Origin of the sequence: Micromonospora sp. NPDC047793 (genome assembly GCF_040642635.1) — a bacterium.
Taxonomy (GTDB): Bacteria; Actinomycetota; Actinomycetes; order Mycobacteriales; family Micromonosporaceae; genus Micromonospora.
Window position 1 is genome coordinate 235,074 of the sequence record NZ_JBEYSG010000006.1, and the last position, 16,513, is coordinate 251,586.

Here is a 16,513-nt window from a genome sequence, read left to right on the forward strand (position 1 = left end):
GCGTCGGTTCTCTCCGGTAGGCGCCGGTGCCGTGGGAGGAGCGGTAGCGGCAAAAGGGATGGAGTCAACTCATCTGCACGTGCATCTGCTATTGCATCTGCATTGGACAGCGAGCATGATAGCGCAAGTGAGCGGTGCCCATCCGCTCACTTTCTGTCACGCGATCTCGGCCGCCACCAGGGGAAACGAGGTGTCTGGCACACACCCGTCGGCCGGACGCGGGACGTGCTCGCGGCGAAGGGAGAGGTGCGTGCCGGATCCGCTCACTGTCGCGTCCGGTATCTGCGCCGTCGGTGCCCTGCTCTCCTCCTGGCAACTCGGACGTCGGGCCGTACGCGCCGAGACGGAGATCGGCCGCCTCCAGGCAGAGCTGACCGCCGAGCGGCACGCCGCCAGCCACGATCCGCTGACCGGCCTACCGAACCGGCGTGCCTTCTACCGCCTCGCCGCCACACTGCTCACCGACAGCGCGGGCCGCCCGCTGGTCGCCGTGGTGCTGGACGTGGACGACTTCAAGCAGATCAACGACCGGTACGGACACGCCGCCGGTGACCACGTGCTGATCAGCGTCGCCGAGCGGCTGGCCACCTTCGCCGGGGACAACCTGGTCGCCCGGCTCGGCGGGGACGAGTTCGCCGGGCTGCTGGCCACCCCCACGGTGGACCGCCGCTGGATCGACCACGCCACCCGACGGCTCTGCGACATGCTCGCCGCACCGATCCCCCTGGGCACCGTCACCCTCCGGGTGACCGCCTCGGTCGGCCTCGCACCGGTGCAGGGCGCGCAGCTCAACGAGGCCCTCGACCGGGCCGACGCGGCGATGTACGAGGCCAAGGGCATCGGCGCCGGCCGGGCCCGCCGGGAACTGCGCGACAGCCCCCACCTCGCCGAGTGCTGACCTCCGTCCCGGAATCGGGGCGTGACCGTGCCGAAGGCGGGTAACGGACCGGAAACGAGGGCGACGGCGACGGCTGGCCGGACATCCGGGCGAAGCTGCGAGCCGCGCAGATCCTGGTGATCGCCACGCCGATCTGGCTGGGGCAGCCGTCCAGCGTGTGCAAGATGGTGCTGGAACGGCTGGACGCCGAACTCGCCGAGACCGACGAGCAGGGCCGGTTGCTCACCTACGGCAAGGTCGGCGCGGTGGCCGTGGTCGGCAACGAGGACGGCGCACACCACACCATCGGCCAGGTGCAACAGGCGCGAAACGAGGTCGGCTTCACCTGCCCGGCGGCCGGGGCGACGTACTGGGTCGGCGAGGCGCTGCACAAGACCGACTACCTCGACGTACGCCCGAAGCCCGACACCACCGGCCGGACGACCTCGGCGCTGGCACTCAACAGCGCCCACCTCGCGCGACTGCTCGCCGAGCAGCCGTACCCGCCGCCGGACACCCGGCACGCGGCCACCCGCCCCGAATCGGGCTGAGCGCCGGCGGGAAGGTCACTGCCAGCCGTACCCGGCGCGCAACGCCTGGCCGACCCGGTCGAACCGGGCCCGGTCCAGCACGGCGCCCTCCCGGCGGATGCCGTCCTCCCGCATGGTCAGCACCCGGTCCAGCCGTACCCAACTGGGCCGCTTCTCCCGGTCCCACTCGCCGGGCCCGAGCGCCAGCCAGTGCCGTTCGCCGTCACGGTCGCTGCGGCTGGACAGCATCAGCGCGAACAGCGTCCGGCTGTGCCGTCCGACCACCAGCACCGGGCGGTCCTTGCCCTGCCGGGGATCGTCCTCGTAGGACACCCAGGTCCAGACGATCTCGCCCGGGTCGGCCTGACCGTCCGGCTCCGGGGCGTACGACAGCACGCGGCGTTGCAACGCGGTGACCTGACGCGGTCGCGCGGTCTTCGCCGGGGTCGGCCCGCTACGCCGGGGACCCGGGATCACCGCGCCGACACGGGCCGCCATACTCCTCAACAGACCTGCCACGGCGGCAGCCTATCCGCTGCCCCCGACCGCCCCACGGGCAGGGAGACACCACCGGGCCGCCCGGCCGGGCGTGCCGGGTGGCGGCAGGTCCTCCCCCGCCCCGAGGCCGGTGCCGCGTCAGGGCAGGCGTCCGCCCGGCCCGTCGAACGGACCACCCGGCGAGGTCCGCAGGCGCGCCACCAGTTGCCGGAACTCGTCCACGGTGACCGTCTCGCGCAGCGTGGCGAAGACCGCCTCCGCCCCGGCCGAGGCAGTCGGGGCGTCCACGCCGGCCCGCTGGGCCACCCGGCGCAGGAACTCCGCCGGCCGGGTCGGACCGGATCCGGCGGGCAGTTCGCCGGTCAGCTCGTCCGGCAGGTACCCGGTCGGGTCGGCGGTCGTCGCCGCGCCCGCCATCCGCTCGACGACGGTGTCCAGCACCGCACGGGCCACGGCGGCGGCCTGCTCGGACGGCAGACCCGACCGGCGCGACACCGCGGCGACGAATAGGGGAAACCGCACGGCGCCCTCCTGTCGTCGGGGCCCCGCCGATTACCCCCGGCACCCCCCGACAAACCGCCCTGGGCGGGTAAGCAGGGGTCCCCTGCTAACGCCTGGTGTATAGCAGGGGACCCCTGCTTACCCGCGGCGCGCGCCCGACGGAGTTCAGCTTGCGGGGCGTGCCGGGCCCGGTGCGGTCGACGGCACGGGTTGTTCCGGGAAGCCGCTCTCCGGTGTCCGGGGCGAGCGGGCCTCGCGCCAGCATGCCGCCCGCCGCGCGTCCACGGTGTAGCAGAGTTCCCGTGGCGCCTCCGGCCGCCCGTCCACCCGGGCGAACGGAAGTCCCCGACCCGCGTAGTCGTAGTGCGCCTTCAACAGCCGGGTCAGTCCCGCCATCGCCCCGACGATCTTCTTGCGCGGACGGCCGGTGGCCTGGGCCAGGTCCCGCACGGTGAACAGCCGGTCGGGGGCGGCGGCGAGCGCGTCGAGCACCGCGGCCACCGTCCGGTGGGTGGCGCTGCGTCCCCGGCTGAGCCGGCGCAGGTCCTCGACCGTCCAGTCGGCGACGGGCGGGCCCGGCGGCGAGTCGATCCGCGTACGCGGCGGGCCCGCCCGCTGTCCGGCGTCGAGCTCGGCCAGCAGGCGCGCGACGTGCGGCACGTACGCCAGCGGCACCGCCACCAGGACCATCCCGTCCGGTGCCGTACCCGTCGGCGGGGCCGGCGCCCACCCGGTCGTCGGCGGGTACGGCGGCGGTGCGGGGGCGGTCACGAGGTCGGACGGATGGCCGGGGCCGCGGCGGGCACGAACCGGTAGCCCAGGCCGCGTACGGTCACGATCACCGGAGGTCGGTCGCCGTCGAGGGCGAGACGCCGACGTAGTCGCTTGATGTGCACGGTCAGCGTGTTGGAGCTGTCGTCGGGAAGCCCGCCCCACACGGCGGTGAGCAACTGCTCGCGGGTGACCGTACGCTCGGCGTGGCTCATGAAGAAGTAGAGCAGCTTGAACTCCTTCAACGGCAGGGCGATCGCCCGACCGTCCAGGCTTACCTCGAACGTCGCCGGATCCACCCGCAGCCCACCGAGTTCGATCGGCGGGTCGAGCGCGCCGGAGGTGTCCGGGCGGATGGCCCGCAGGATCGGCAGGACCTCCTCGGCCCGGTACGGACGCCGGACACCGGCGGTGGCACCCGCCTTGAGCGCGGCCACGGCCACGCCCCCGTCGTCGTCGCCCACCCCGACCACGGTCGGGATACCGGCCCGACCGGCCAGCAGCCGTACCAGGTCTGCGCTGCTCATGGTGGCCAGTCCGGCGGCGACCACGGCCGCGTCCGGTTGCAGGGCGCCGGTGGCCAGCAGCGCCTCCGCGGCATGCGGGAAGTGGTGCCCGCGTACCCGGTGGTCGGCCAACTGCGCGACCAGCGCGGCGCCGACGCTCTCGTCGTCGTCCACCACGAGCAGCACGAATCGCCCGTCGGCTCGGTGGTCACCCCTGGTGGCCTCGACGAGGATGTTCATCGCACACCGGCTCCGGTTCAGGTTCGGGCCCGGCGCGACGTCGACACGCCGCGCAGGACGGTCCGCCGCACGGCAGGACGGCGTGCGGCCCGCCGTTGCACCGTCGCTCCGGCTCAGCCGAAGCGGCCGGTGATGTAGTCCTCCGTACGCTTGTCGGCGGGGTTGGTGAACAGCTTGCCGGTCTGGCTGAACTCGACCAGGCGGCCGTGCCGCACCTGCTTGTCGTCCACCTCGGCGGTGAAGAACGCGGTGTAGTGGCTGACCCGGGCGGCCTGCTGCATGTTGTGCGTGACGATGACGATGGTGTAGTCGCTCGCCAGCTCGAACATCAGGTCCTCGATCTTGGCGGTGGCGATCGGGTCGAGTGCCGAGCAGGGCTCGTCCATGAGGATCACCTCGGGCTTGACCGCGATGGTCCGGGCGATGCAGAGCCGCTGCTGCTGGCCGCCGGAGAGCGCCAGGGCGCTCTTGCGCAGCTTGTCCTTGACCTCGTCCCAGAGCGCGGCACGGGTCAGCGCCTCCTCGACGTGGTCGTCGAGCCGGCCCTTGATGCCGTTGATCCGCAGCCCGTACGCGACGTTGTCGAAGATGGACTTGGGGAACGGGTTCGGCTTCTGGAAGACCATGCCGATGCGGCGGCGGACCTGGATCGGGTCGACCTCCTTGGCGTACAGGTTCTGGCCGTGGAAGAGGACCTCGCCTCCCACCCGGGCGCCGGGGATCGGGTCGTTCATCCGGTTGAGCGCCCGCAGCACCGTCGACTTGCCGCAGCCCGACGGCCCGATCATCGCGGTGACCTGGTTCTGCTGGATCGGCATCGAGGTGCCCCGCACGGCCTCGTAGCTGCCGTAGAAGACGCTGACGTCGTGGAGCTGCATCACCGGTGCGGTCGACGACACGGTACCCGCGGCGGTGGTGCCGGGGGCGTGCACCGCGACGGACGGCCGGGTGGTGAGGTCGGTGTCGTTACTGGCCATGTCAGCGCTCCTTGATGGCGAACCGGCTTGCGATGAGTCGGGCGATGATCGTGAAGCCGAGCACGATCACGATGAGCGTCAGGGCGGCACCCCAGGCCCGGGACTGGGCCGCCTCGAAGGGTTGGCTGGCGTTGCGGAAGATCTGCGCGGGCAGCGCGGTGTTGGTGCCGTCGAAGAGGTTCCAGTTCGGCGCGAACACGATGCCGGTGACGATGACGATCGGGGCGGTCTCACCGGCGGCCCGGGCCACCGCCAGCAGCGAGCCGCTGGTGATGCCGGAGATCGCCGCCGGCAGCACGACGGTGAGCGTGGTACGCCACTTGCGCGCGCCCAGCGCCATGCTCGCCTGCCGCAGCTCCTCGGGGACCAGCCGGAGCATCTCCTCGCTGCTGCGGATCACCACCGGCAGCATCAGGCAGGCAAGCGCCAACGAACCGGCGAAGCCGGTCTGCTTGCCGACCATCAGCACCCAGGCGATGTAGATGAACACGCCCATCACGATCGACGGCACGCCGGTCATCACGTCGGCCATCAGCCGGATGATCCGGGCCAGCGGCTTCTGCTTGCCGTACTCGTTGAGGTAGATCGCGCCGAAGACGCCGAGCGGGATGGCCATCAGTGCGGCCATGCCGGTGATGGTGAGCGTGCCGACGATCGCCGCCGACATGCCACCGCCGTCGCGGCGGTAGGAGTTCGGGATGTCCTCGGTCAGGAAGGACAGGCTCATCACCCCGGAGCCCTTGGCGACGACCTCGTAGGTCACCAGGGCCAGCGGGACGACGGCGAGCAGCACGGCGGTCCAGATGGCCCCCGTCGCGAGGTGGTTGCGAAACCGCCGACGGCCGGAGAGGGCCGCCCTGGTCAGGTCGGGCCCGCCGGCTGCGGCCCGCTGGGCCGGTGGTGCGGTGACGGTCATTACCTGCTTCCCTTCATCCGCGCCTCGGCCCGGCGGACGACCACCTGGGCGAGCACGTTGATCAGTACCGTCATCGCGAACAGCACGACACCGAGGCCGATCAGGGCGGCGGTGAAGGTGCCGGTGGACTCGCCGAACTGCTGCACGATGACCGCGGCCATGGTGTTGCCGGAGGCGAACAGGTTGGCGGTGATCTGGGTCGAACCGCCGATGACGAGGGCCACCGCGATGGTCTCCCCCATCGCCCGGCCCAGGCCGAGCATCACCGCGCCGACGATGCCGCCGAAGCTGTGCGGGAAGACCGCGCCCCGGATCATCTCCCAGCGGGTCGCGCCGAGCGCCAGGGCCGCGTCCTTGTCGGCGCGGGGAACGGTGCCGAACACCTCGCGGGTGATCGAGGTGATGATCGGCGTCACCATGATCGCCAGGATGATGCCGGCGGTCATGAAGTTCCGACCGCTGCTCACCGGGCCGAAGAGGCTGCCGAGCACCGGCACGCCGCCGAGCACGTCGTGGATCGCCTGATAGATCGGGACCAGCGCCGGTGCGACGACCAGGATGCCCCACAGGCCGAAGACCACCGACGGCACGGCGGCCAGCAGGTCGATCACGGTCACCGCCGGGGCGCGCAGCCGCCGGGGCGCCAACTCGGTGAGGAACAGCGCGATGCCGATCGAGACCGGCACCGCGAACAACAGGGCGATCAGCGACGAGACAGCCGTGCCGAACGCGAACGACAGCGCGCCGAAGATGGCGTCGCCGGTCGCCGGATTCGGGTCCCAGACCCGCTCGGTGATGAAGCGCAGCCCCATCGCGTCGAACGCCGGCCACGCCTCGGTCACGGTGGTGACGAGGATCAGCCCGAGCACGGCCAGCACGAGCAGGCCGGTGCCCAGGGTCCACCAGGAGAAGACCCGGTCGCCGAGGGCGCTGGAACCGCTTTGGGCCAGCGTCGGCCGGGGGTCGGGGGACTTGGTTGTCACGGTCATCTTCACTCCAGCTCAGGTACCCCTGGTGGGGACGGGATCGTGTCGATCCCGTCCCCGGATGGAACGCCCAGCGATCTTGATCTGATCAGCCCTGGATCTTCTCGACCTGGGCCAGCGCCTTCTCCTTGAGGGAGTCCGGCAGCGGCGCGAAGTCGATCTCCGGAGCCAGGTCCTGGCCCTCGTTGAGCAGGTAGGTGAGGAAGCCCTTGACCAGCTCGGCCTTTGCGGCGTCGCCGTACGAGGTCTTGACGATGATGAAGGTCGGTGCGGTGATCGGGTACGAGCTGGCCCCGGCGGCGTCGAGCGGGTTGTAGCTCAGGTCCGCCTCGACCGCCGCGCCCTCCAGGCCGGCGGTGGTGCCCTCGATCGACGGCGCGACGAACTGGCCGTCCTTGTTCTTGATGGCGGCGAAGGTGAGCTGGGTGGCCTTGGCGTCGCTCAGGTCGACGTAGCCCACCGCGCCGTTGGTCTGCTTGACGATCTGCGCGACACCGGTGTTCTTCTCACCGCCCTGGGTGCTGGCCGGCCAGGCCACCGTGTCACCGCTGCCGAGCTTCCAGGTGGAGCCGGCGGCAGCCGCCAGGTACTTGGTGAAGTTGTTGGTGGTGCCGGAGCCGTCCGAGCGGTGCGCGACGACGATCGGCGTGCTGGGCAGCTCGACGCCCGGGTTGTCGGCCTTGATGGCGGCGTCGTCCCAGGTCTTGATGTCGGTCTGGAAGATCTTGGCAAGCGTCTCCGGGCTGAGCTGGAGCTTCTCGACGCCCTGGAGGTTGTAGGAGATCGTGATCGGCGCCGCCACGGTCGGCACGTAGAGGAACGAGTCGGCGGCCACGCCGTCGGTCTCCTTCACCAGGCTGTCGGTGCCGGCGAAGTCGACCAGGCCCTCACCGAACTGCTTCTTGCCGGTGCCGGAGCCGGTCGCGTTGTAGGTGACCGTGACGTTGGAGGCAACGCCCTTGAACTCTTCGATGACCTCTTGGTAATACGCGTCCGGGAAGCTGGCGCCGGAGGCGTTCAACGCGCCGGAGAGGTTCGCGTAGGCGCTGTCGCCGCCGCTTCCGCCCGGCTCCGTGCCGTTGTCATTGCTTCCACAGCCGGTAAGCGCGAGCGCGGCAAGCGCGACGCCGGCGAGGACGCGCCGCGAGAGCACGTTGCGGTTCACCAGGTAAGCCTTCCTATCGGGGTGCATCAGCCCGTCCGGGCCGTACGCGAGTCAAGGTAGGAGGCGCAGGTAGCCGGACTCCCGGACCCAGGTGAACGAAAAGTGAACTTGACGGCTCGACCGGTGGCCGGACCGGAGTCGGGATGTGACGTTCCGGGGGCGACGTGCCGGATGCCCGGAATGGGACCCCGGTCAGAGCCGGATGGTGCCCGTGGCCAGGTAGACGACCTGTCGCGCCACGTTGACCGCCTGGTCGGCGTACCGCTCGTAGTAGCGGCCGACCAGCGCCAGGTCGATGGCGGACTCCACCCCGTACGGCCAGCCGGCCACGAGCTGCGACAGCAACCGCTGCTGGGCGGCGTCGACCTCGTCGTCGTCGAGCCCGAGCTGCATCGCGTCCAACCGGTCGCGGGTGGCCAGCACGACGGCGGTCTTGTCGGCGATCCGGGCCGCCGCGTCGGCCATCTCGGTCATCACCGGGACCGCCGGTGCCGGAACCACACCCACCGGATACCGCATCAGGACCACCTTGGCGACATGCACCGCGAGGTCACCCATCCGTTCCAGGGCGCCGGCGATCCGCAGGGCGCACACCACCAGCCGCAGGTCGGACGCGACCGGCTGGTGCCGGACCAGCACCTGCGGGATCATCGCCTCGACCTCGGCCCGCCGCTGGTCGAGCACCGTGTCGGCGGTGATCACCGCGTCGGCGGCGCCCCGGTCGATGTCCAGCAGGGCGGTGCTGGCACCCCGGATCGCCGCGCTGGCGTCGCGACTCATCGCGGCCAGCACGCCGGTGAGTCGGTCGAGCTGCTCGTCGTAGCTGTCCCGGCTCATCGCGCCCCTCCGTCCGTCCAGGCCGTCCCACCCGCCGGTGGCACGTCACCGCCGCGCGGGGGGCAAGGCCCGGCCCGCAAAGCTACCTGCCACGCGCATCCGTGGTGCCCGGCCCCGGCGGCGGTCAGTCGGCCAGCACGTCCAGCAGCAGTGCCGCCGTCCACCCGAAACCCGCCGAGCCGAGACCCGCGCCGGTCTCCGGGTGGAAGTACTCGTGACAACCGGCGGTCTCGACCAGCCCGATCATCGACGCCCGCAGGCCGGCGGCGAGTCGGTCCTGCCCGTGCGCCAGCAGGCCGTGCCGCACCAGCCAGTTCACGTTCATCCAGCTCGGACCGCGCCAGTAGCGCAGCGGCTCGAAGTCGGTCGCGGTGCGGTCGTGGCTGGGCAGCGGCCGATCCATCCCGGCGGCCAGACCGAAGCGCGCCGAGGTGGCCTCCGCCAGCACCGCCTCGACCTGCCGTGCCGGCAGGTCGGGCAGGATCAGCGGGGTCAGCCCGAGCACCGTCCGGGCCGGGGTCAACCGACCGGTGCGCAGGTCGCGGGCGTGGAACGTACCGGTGGCCGGGTCGTACAGCCGGTCCACCAGCGCCGCGGTGATGCGGGTCGCGTTCTCCCGGTGCGGTCCGGGGTCGGCGTCGACCTCCCCGGCGATGCGCGCCAACGCGTGCTCGGCGACGCCCATCGCGGCGTTGAACAGCGGACACTCCACCAGGAACGGATGCCGCTCGGCAAGCCCCTCGTCGCGGTAACCCGCCGCCCGGTAGGCGGTGACGACGGCGACGTACCGCGCGTAGTCCAGGTCCGTCGGCCGGTGCGCGGCGGCGGCGTGCACGGTGTCGCGCCGCCGGTACGCCCGCATGACCGACGCCTCGGCGGGTACCGCAGCCAGCGGTTCGTCCCAGGCCGGGCTGTTGTCCAGGCCGGACTCCCACGGGTGCACCACGGCGGCCAGCCCGGCCCCACCGACGTCGCGGTGGGTGGCGAGGTACCGCTGCTGCGCCACCAGCCGGGGATAGAGCCGCCGCAACGCGTCCCGGGCCTGCGGGGACGGCGCCCGCTCGTAGGCGTGCCAGGCGGCCAGCGCGTGCACCGGCGGCTGGACCAGACCCGAGGTGGCGACCGCAGGGGCACCCTCGACCTCGGTCGAGGCCCAGAAGACCGGCCCCGGGAAGTACGCGGTGGCGGGCACCGCCGGGTTGAACACGATGTGCGGCACCCGGCCGTCACGCCACTGGGCGTCGAAGAGGCTGGACAGCTCCGACCAGGCGCGCTCGGGCCGGACGTGGGCCCAGCCGATCGCGATGAACGCCGAGTCCCAACTCCACTGGTGCGGATAGAGGCTGCGCGACGGCACGGTGTGGTCGTGTTCCCAGTTGCCGTCCAGAGTGGCCCACGCCGACTGCCGGAGCGCGGCGTACCGCCCACTGGCCAGGTCGGCCGGGGCAGGGCTCGGCCCGCTCGACGGAACAGTCCGGTTAACCATGAGTCACATCCAGGTAGCGCTACGCTCCTCGCTAGGCTAGACGATCGTGGCACCAGTCACTGCGCACGGGGGCGCGCGAACGATCGACGCGAAGGAGCCCATCGATGCACCAGGGTCCCACGGGAACCGAGGGCGAGGACTACACCCACCGGTTGCAGCAGCTCAGTGGCGCCCGGTGGAAGAGACTCCTGGACGTGCAGGCGCCGTACCGGTGGAACCTGCGACGGCTCGGCCTCGGCCGTACCCTCGATGTCGGGTCCGGGTTGGGCCGCAACCTGGTCAACCTGGGCGCCGGCGCGGTCGGCGTCGACCACAACCCGACCTCGGTGGCGCACACCCGCTCGCTCGGGCTGGAGGCGTACACCACCGATGAGTTCTTCGGCAGCGCGCACGCCCGCCCGGACGCGTTCGACGCCATGCTCGCCGCGCACCTGCTCGAACACATGCCGGCCGAGCAGGCCCGCGAGGTGGTCGCGTCGTACCTGCCGTTCGTCCGTTCCGGCGGCCGGGCGGTCTTCATCACCCCGCAGGAGCGCGGGTACGACAGCGACGCGTCGCACGTCCGGTTCGTCGGCTTCGCCGAGGCGGCCGAGACCTGCCGCGAACTCGGGCTGACCGTGCTACGGCAGTACTCCTTCCCGTTCCCCCGCATCGCCGGGCGGGCGTTCACGTACAACGAGTTCGTGACCGTCGCCCGGCTGCCCTGAGGCCCGCCGGTTACGGTGGGCCCATGGGCAACCCGACCCGGTGGGCCACCGACACCGGCCCCGAGCACTCCCAGTGGTACGTCGACCGGTTCCGCCGCATGGCGGCCGACGGGATCGACCTGGCCGGGGAGGCGCGGCTGTTGGACGCGCTGGTGCCGCCGGGCTCCCGGATCCTCGACGCCGGCTGCGGCACCGGCCGGGTCGGTGCCGAGCTGGCCGCCCGGGGGCACACCGTGGTCGGCGTGGACGCCGATCCGGTCCTGGTCGAGGCGGCCCGCGCCGACCATCCGGGACCACGCTGGCTGATCGCCGACCTGACCGAGCTGGACCTCGCGGCGGCCGGCGAACCCGAGCCCTTCGACGCGGCCGTGCTGGCCGGCAACGTGATGGCCTTCGTGGCGGCCGGCACCGAGGTCGCCGTGCTGCGGCGCGTCGCCGCGCACCTGCGCCCGGACGGGGTGGCGGCGATCGGATTCGGCACCGACCGGGGCTATCCGCTGCCCGACTTCGACGCCGACGTGGTCGCCGCCGGGCTACGCCTGGAGCACCGCTTCGCGACCTGGGACCTGCGTCCGTGGCGGGACGACGCCGACTTCGCCGTCACCATCCTGCGCCGCCCCACCCCACAACTGCCCTGAGGTGTAAGGAGGGGACCCTTCCTATACACCAGGCGTTAGTAGGGGGCCCTTCCTTGCACCGGACCGGGCTCAGTCGGGGATGGCGGCCTGGCGGGCCGTCTCGGGGTCCAGGGAGGCTCCGGCGGGGACCAGGTCGACCACGCCCGCAGGCAACCGGACCGGTCGCACGTCGCCGTAGCCGAGCATGGCCGGTACGGCGGCGTCGGCTAGGACGTACCGCCGTCCGAGGTCGGTGACCAGCGAGACCGCCCCGCCGGTGGCACCGGGTGCGGCGACGGACTCGACCACCGCGCCACGTCCCGGCTCCACCACCACCTGCTCGGCCACCTGACCGGTCGGTCGGTGCGGGGCGGCGGCCGGCTCCGGCAGGGCCACGCCCAGGCGTACGTCGACGGGGCCGGTGTCGTCGCCGACCCGCGCGCAGAGCGTCGACGCGTCCTCGGTGGCCAGCGGGGGCGGCAGTTCGGGTGGCGCGCCGGCTCCGTTCGGGGCGAGGTCGTCGAGTTGCGGCAGGGCGGCGAAGCGACCGAGGCTGACCTGGTCCGGCTCGCGCTGGCCGGTCCGGGCCAGCAGCAGCGCGGCCTGCAACTCGGTGATGCCGGCCAGACCGTCGCGGAGCACCACCGCGTACTGCCGTCCGCCACCGGGGTTGCGCACCACCAGCGCGTCGCCGACCCGCGCACCGGCGACGCCGACGGAGCGGTCACCGAGGCCGGGTATCTCCAGCGGCTTCAGGTCCGTCCCGGCCGGGACGGCGTTGAGCAGGGCCGCAGCCACCGGAACGGCCCGCGCCCGGGTGACCGCCAACGCGGCCAGCACCCGTTCGGTGTCCCGGACCAGGTGCCGTCGCTGCTGCCAGAGCAGGTGCAGCGCGCCGTCGGGGGCGCGCAGCAGCAGGGCGTACGCGCCGAGCGGCCGACCGTCGTCGGCCCCGGCGCCGATCAGCAGCACCGAGCGGGGCCGCTCGGTTCCGGCCGGGGTCGCCACCGACGAGCAGACCGTCCACGGCGCGGTGGTGAGCCGCCGGGTGTCCGGTAGCGAGTCGGGTGCGTCGCCGATGCCCAGTGGTACGCCACGCGGCACCCCGTCGAGCGAGCGGCGTGACACCACCACGGTTCTCGGCTGCTCCGCACCGACGATGAGCAGCGCCGACGCGTAGTTGCGCACCGGGTGCAGGCGTTGTTCGCGATAGACGAACCGGGCACCGGACTCCTTCTCGACGATGACGGCGGCGGTGTCCCGCCACGTCGCGCCGCCCCCGGTGAACAGGCCGTAGAGGGCGAACGCGCCCAGCCCGACGACCGCCACCAGGACGCTGGCCAGCGCGGCACCGGCGAGCCGACGCATCGGTGACTGCACCGGGTCGGTCTCGCGCATCACCAGCGCCGCCACCACCCGCTGGAGGGTGAACTGGTACGAGTGGAGCTGGTCCTGCCGCGACGGCATGCGATCTCCTCCGCGCGAGACGGTCGGCGCACAGGATATGCGGCGTGTCGATGTCGCGTGGACCGTGCGTCACCACCCGTCGGCAACCGCGTAGCATCCGGCCGGTGAGCGTACGTTTCGAGGAACTGGCCTGGCGTCCGACCCCGATCGGTGAGATCAGCCTGCGCCGACGCCGGGACCTCCGTCTCGACCTCGACGTGTACGAGGTCAAACTCGACGACGAGTTCCTGATGTCGAGCCTCTTCACCGCCGGTGAGGTCGAGCTGGCCCGGTTGGGGCTGGCGCCGCTCGCCGGGACCGGTCTGGACGTGGCGGTCGGCGGTCTCGGGCTCGGGTACACGGCGCGGACCGTGCTGGCCGACGAACGGGTGGGCGCGTTGCTGGTGGTGGAGGCGCTCGAGGACGTCATCGACTGGCACCGGCGCGAGTTGTTGCCGTTCGCCGCCGGGCTGGCCACCGATCCGCGTACCCGGTTGGCCCGGGCCGACTTCTTCGCCCGGGTGGCCGGCGGGGAGGGCCTCGACCCCGACGCGCCGGGGCGTCGTTTCGACGCCATCATCCTGGACGTCGACCACTCCCCCCAGCATGTGCTGCACCCGAGCCACGCCGACTTCTACACTCCGGCGGGGCTGGGTCGCCTGGCGCGGTTGCTGCGGCCGGGCGGGGTGTTCGCGCTCTGGTCGGACGACCCGCCCGAGCCGGGGTTCGAGCGGGTGCTCGCCGAGGTCTTCCCGACCCACCACAGCCACGTGGTGCGCTTCGCGAACCCGCTGACCGGCGGCGAATCGGCCAACACGGTCTATGTGGCGCAGACCACGACCGGCCCCGACCTGGTCGGGCAGGCATGAGGCCGGGCCGGACGGGGTAGCTGACGAGGCAGGCCGCCCGGATCGTCCGGGCGACCTGTCCAGGAGGTGGAGATGCGTGCCCTGCTCTGGGTGGTCGGCGTGGTGGCCGGTGTGCTCGTCCTGCTCGGGCTGCTTCTCGAAGCGGTCCGTTGGCTGCTCATCATCGGTGTCATCGCGCTCGTCGCGGTGATCGTGCTGGCTTTCGTCAAGGGGCGGCGGTCGGCCCAGAACTATCCGAGCCGCCGTTGACCGGCGGCTCGGAAGTCGGCGGTGTCAGACGCCGGCGGCGGCCAGCGCGGGCGTCGCCGGTCGGTCGTCCGAGGTCGTCTCGGTGCGGCGGCGGCGGTTCGGCAGGGCGAGGCGGAAGACCTTGCCCCACGCGGAGAGCACCTGTCGCGGCAGGGAGCCGGTGACGTACTTCAGGCCGTACTTGTCGAAGAGCGCCCGCACCTCGGGGGCGATCTCCTGGTAGCGGTTGCTGGGCAGGTCGGGGAAGAGGTGGTGCTCGATCTGGAACGACAGGTTGCCGGTCATGATGTGCATCAGCTTGCTACCGCTGATGTTGCCCGAGCCGAGCATCTGCCGCAGGTACCACTCGCCCCGGGTCTCCCCCTCGATCGAGGTCTTCTCGAAGGTCTCCACGCCCTTCGGGAAGTGCCCGCACATGATCACCGAGTGGCTCCACACGTTGCGGACCAGGTTGGCGGTGAAGGTCGCGGCCATGGTGTGGAAGAACGACGGGCCGGACAGCAGCGGATGGACCACGTAGTCCTTGAGCGCCTGGCGGCGGATCTTGCGGCCGACCGCGCGGAGCCGGGCCCGGAACTCCGGGCTCTTGTGCTTGCCGTCCTTGAGGTTGTTGGCCAGGTCGAGGTCGTACGCGGCGACGCCGTACTCGAAGAAGCAGGCGTTGACGAAGTTGTAGACCGGCTGGCCCAGGTAGGCCGGGTGCCAGGGCTGGTCCTCGTCCACCCGCATGATGCCGTACCCGAGGTCGTTGTCCTTGCCGACCACGTTCGTGTAGCGGTGGTGCAGCTCGTTGTGCGATTCCTTCCACTGCGAGGCGGGGGTGGCGTGGTCCCACTCCCAGCTCGTCGAGTGGATCTTCGGGTCGCGCATCCAGTCCCACTGACCGTGCAGGACGTTGTGCCCGATCTCCATGTTCTCCAGGATCTTGGCCACCGACAGACCCGCGGTGCCGATGATCCAGGCCGGCGGGAACAGCGAGAACAGCAGCACCACCCGGCTGCCGACCTCCAGCTTGCGCTGCGTCGAGATGACCTTGCGGATGTACGCGGCGTCCCGCTCACCCCGGGAGTTAATCACCCGCTCCCGCAGGGCGTCGAGCTCCCGGCCGAGGTTCTCGATGTCCTCGGCGGTGAGGTGCGCGATCGGGTTGTTGGCCTTCTTCTGGATCACGGTCACGGCGGCGGTTCTCCGATTCAGATCTCGAGTTCGCAGGGCCCGGCCGCGGCCGACACGCAGGTCTGCACGCGTACGCCGTCGCCCGGCAGGGCGGTGGTGAGCTGTCCGTTGCGCAGGTCGCGGACAGCGCCCTGGCGAAGTGGCAGCACGCAGCCGAAGCAGATGCCCATCCGGCAGCCGGAGGGCATCAGCACGCCGGCGTTCTCACCGGCGTCGAGCAGCGGGGTGGTGCCGTCGGCCGCCACCGTCACCGACGAGTTGGTGAAGGTGACCGTGCCGCCGTCACCGGCGGTGATGATCGTGGGTCGGAAGCGTTCGGTGTGCAGGCGCTCGACCTGCCCACGGGCCTCCCAGTGTGCCTCGGCCGCGTCGAGCAGACCGAGCGGGCCGCACGCCCAGGTCCGGCGCTCCAGGTGGTCGGGGACGAGCGTGTCGAGTTCGGCGACGTCCAGCAGGCCCTCGACGGAGGTGTGGCGCTCCACCAGCCGCAGGGCGCCGCGTGCGGCGAGGGCACGCAGTTCCGGGCCGAAGACCACGTCGTCGGCGGTCGGCGCCGAGTGGACGAGCACCACGTCGCTGCCGTCCAGCGCGCCCGAGCGCAGCATCCCGGCGACCGGGGTGATGCCGCTACCTGCGGTGAGGAACAGCACCCGCTCCGGCGCCGGCGAGGGCAGCACGAAGTCGCCGCGTGCCTGGTCGAGCTGCACCAGCGTGCCGGGGCGCGCCCGCCGCACCAGGTGGTTGCTGACCACGCCGTCGGGGATCGCCTTGACGGTCACCGAGATCGGGTCGGTGCGGCGGCCGGGTGCCGAGGTCACCGAATAGGCCCGCCATTGGCGTACGCCGTCCACGTCGACGCCGAGGCGCACGTACTGGCCGGGGACGTGGCCACGCCAACTGCGGCCCGGCTGGATCAGCACGGTCGCCGCGTCCGCCGTCTCAGGGCGCACCTCGACGATCCGCCCGCGCAGGTCGGCGCTGGCCCGCAGCGGGGCGACCAGGTCGAGGTAGTCCCCGGGCAGTACCGGTGTGGTCACCGACTCGGCGAGTCGCCACAGACGGCGTCGAAGGGATACCTTGGCGCCGGGTCGCGGAACGGTGGCGGTCATAGAACGATGGTCGCCGTGTGCTGGGCATAAAATCTTGGCCGGCGAAGGTA

The 16,513-nt window shown here is 71.9% G+C and carries 18 protein-coding genes and 1 pseudogene; 6 read left to right on the forward strand and 13 right to left on the reverse strand.

Annotated features, from left to right (window positions below):
• Positions 1 to 250 precede the first annotated feature (250 nt).
• Entirely contained in the window at positions 251 to 898 is a 648-nt protein-coding gene (locus tag ABZ738_RS15560) for a GGDEF domain-containing protein (protein WP_131055940.1), read from the forward strand.
• Between the two features lie 68 nt (positions 899 to 966).
• Positions 967 to 1,428: pseudogene (locus ABZ738_RS15565) on the forward strand (NAD(P)H-dependent oxidoreductase); the annotation flags it as partial.
• 15 nt (positions 1,429 to 1,443) lie between these two features.
• Here the strand turns inward: ABZ738_RS15565 and ABZ738_RS15570 are convergent.
• The 10 genes from ABZ738_RS15570 to ABZ738_RS15615 form a co-directional block, all read right to left on the reverse strand.
• Positions 1,444 to 1,926 carry a type II toxin-antitoxin system PemK/MazF family toxin gene (locus tag ABZ738_RS15570; protein WP_131055938.1) on the reverse strand — a complete coding sequence of 161 codons (483 nt, stop codon included), beginning with the start codon at positions 1,924 to 1,926 and terminating at the stop codon, positions 1,444 to 1,446.
• Positions 1,927 to 2,043: 117 nt separating this feature from the next.
• Entirely contained in the window at positions 2,044 to 2,427 is a 384-nt protein-coding gene (locus ABZ738_RS15575) for a DUF2267 domain-containing protein (protein ID WP_131055936.1), read from the reverse strand.
• Between the two features lie 144 nt (positions 2,428 to 2,571).
• Positions 2,572 to 3,177 carry a hypothetical protein gene (locus ABZ738_RS15580; RefSeq protein ID WP_357213713.1) on the reverse strand — a complete coding sequence of 202 codons (606 nt, stop codon included), beginning with the start codon at positions 3,175 to 3,177 and terminating at the stop codon, positions 2,572 to 2,574.
• Entirely contained in the window at positions 3,174 to 3,923 is a 750-nt protein-coding gene (locus ABZ738_RS15585) for a response regulator transcription factor (protein ID WP_131052805.1), read from the reverse strand. The genes ABZ738_RS15580 and ABZ738_RS15585 overlap by 4 nt, the downstream gene beginning before the upstream one ends.
• A 113-nt stretch (positions 3,924 to 4,036) precedes the next feature.
• Positions 4,037 to 4,900: a phosphate ABC transporter ATP-binding protein PstB gene (gene pstB / locus ABZ738_RS15590; RefSeq protein WP_131052806.1), complete on the reverse strand. Its 864-nt coding sequence runs from the start codon at positions 4,898 to 4,900 to the stop codon at positions 4,037 to 4,039.
• 1 nt (position 4,901) lies between these two features.
• The gene (pstA, locus tag ABZ738_RS15595; protein WP_131052807.1) at positions 4,902 to 5,816 is read right to left on the reverse strand and encodes a phosphate ABC transporter permease PstA; all 915 of its coding nucleotides are present in this window, start codon (positions 5,814 to 5,816) and stop codon (positions 4,902 to 4,904) included.
• Positions 5,816 to 6,805 carry a phosphate ABC transporter permease subunit PstC gene (gene pstC / locus ABZ738_RS15600; protein ID WP_236145691.1) on the reverse strand — a complete coding sequence of 330 codons (990 nt, stop codon included), beginning with the start codon at positions 6,803 to 6,805 and terminating at the stop codon, positions 5,816 to 5,818. Before pstC ends, pstA begins: the two co-directional genes overlap by 1 nt.
• Positions 6,806 to 6,890: 85 nt before the next feature.
• Complete coding sequence (pstS, locus tag ABZ738_RS15605) at positions 6,891 to 7,967, reverse strand: phosphate ABC transporter substrate-binding protein PstS (RefSeq protein ID WP_131052809.1); 1,077 nt, start codon at positions 7,965 to 7,967, stop codon at positions 6,891 to 6,893.
• Between the two features lie 192 nt (positions 7,968 to 8,159).
• Entirely contained in the window at positions 8,160 to 8,804 is a 645-nt protein-coding gene (phoU, locus tag ABZ738_RS15610; RefSeq protein ID WP_131052810.1) for a phosphate signaling complex protein PhoU, read from the reverse strand.
• Between the two features lie 124 nt (positions 8,805 to 8,928).
• The gene (locus ABZ738_RS15615; RefSeq protein ID WP_254876861.1) at positions 8,929 to 10,290 is read right to left on the reverse strand and encodes a hypothetical protein; all 1,362 of its coding nucleotides are present in this window, start codon (positions 10,288 to 10,290) and stop codon (positions 8,929 to 8,931) included.
• 104 nt (positions 10,291 to 10,394) lie between these two features.
• Between ABZ738_RS15615 and ABZ738_RS15620 the strand changes: the two genes are divergently transcribed.
• On the forward strand, positions 10,395 to 10,997 hold the full coding sequence (locus tag ABZ738_RS15620) for a class I SAM-dependent methyltransferase (RefSeq protein ID WP_357213721.1): 603 nt from the start codon (positions 10,395 to 10,397) through the stop codon (positions 10,995 to 10,997).
• Between the two features lie 23 nt (positions 10,998 to 11,020).
• The gene (locus ABZ738_RS15625) at positions 11,021 to 11,635 is read left to right on the forward strand and encodes a methyltransferase domain-containing protein (RefSeq protein ID WP_357213724.1); all 615 of its coding nucleotides are present in this window, start codon (positions 11,021 to 11,023) and stop codon (positions 11,633 to 11,635) included.
• Between the two features lie 69 nt (positions 11,636 to 11,704).
• Here the strand turns inward: ABZ738_RS15625 and eccB are convergent, their stop codons facing one another.
• Positions 11,705 to 13,081: a type VII secretion protein EccB gene (eccB, locus tag ABZ738_RS15630; protein WP_357213727.1), complete on the reverse strand. Its 1,377-nt coding sequence runs from the start codon at positions 13,079 to 13,081 to the stop codon at positions 11,705 to 11,707.
• A gap of 104 nt (positions 13,082 to 13,185) precedes the next feature.
• Between eccB and ABZ738_RS15635 the strand changes: the two genes are divergently transcribed.
• Positions 13,186 to 13,929 carry a spermidine synthase gene (locus ABZ738_RS15635; RefSeq protein ID WP_131052814.1) on the forward strand — a complete coding sequence of 248 codons (744 nt, stop codon included), beginning with the start codon at positions 13,186 to 13,188 and terminating at the stop codon, positions 13,927 to 13,929.
• Between the two features lie 72 nt (positions 13,930 to 14,001).
• Entirely contained in the window at positions 14,002 to 14,178 is a 177-nt protein-coding gene (locus ABZ738_RS15640) for a hypothetical protein (protein ID WP_162854349.1), read from the forward strand.
• Between the two features lie 24 nt (positions 14,179 to 14,202).
• Here the strand turns inward: ABZ738_RS15640 and ABZ738_RS15645 are convergent, their stop codons facing one another.
• Together ABZ738_RS15645 and ABZ738_RS15650 are read right to left on the reverse strand one after the other, a co-directional pair.
• Entirely contained in the window at positions 14,203 to 15,354 is a 1,152-nt protein-coding gene (locus tag ABZ738_RS15645) for an acyl-CoA desaturase (protein ID WP_131052815.1), read from the reverse strand.
• Positions 15,355 to 15,371: 17 nt separating this feature from the next.
• On the reverse strand, positions 15,372 to 16,463 hold the full coding sequence (locus ABZ738_RS15650; RefSeq protein ID WP_131052816.1) for a ferredoxin reductase: 1,092 nt from the start codon (positions 16,461 to 16,463) through the stop codon (positions 15,372 to 15,374).
• Between the last annotated feature and the right edge of the window lie 50 nt (positions 16,464 to 16,513).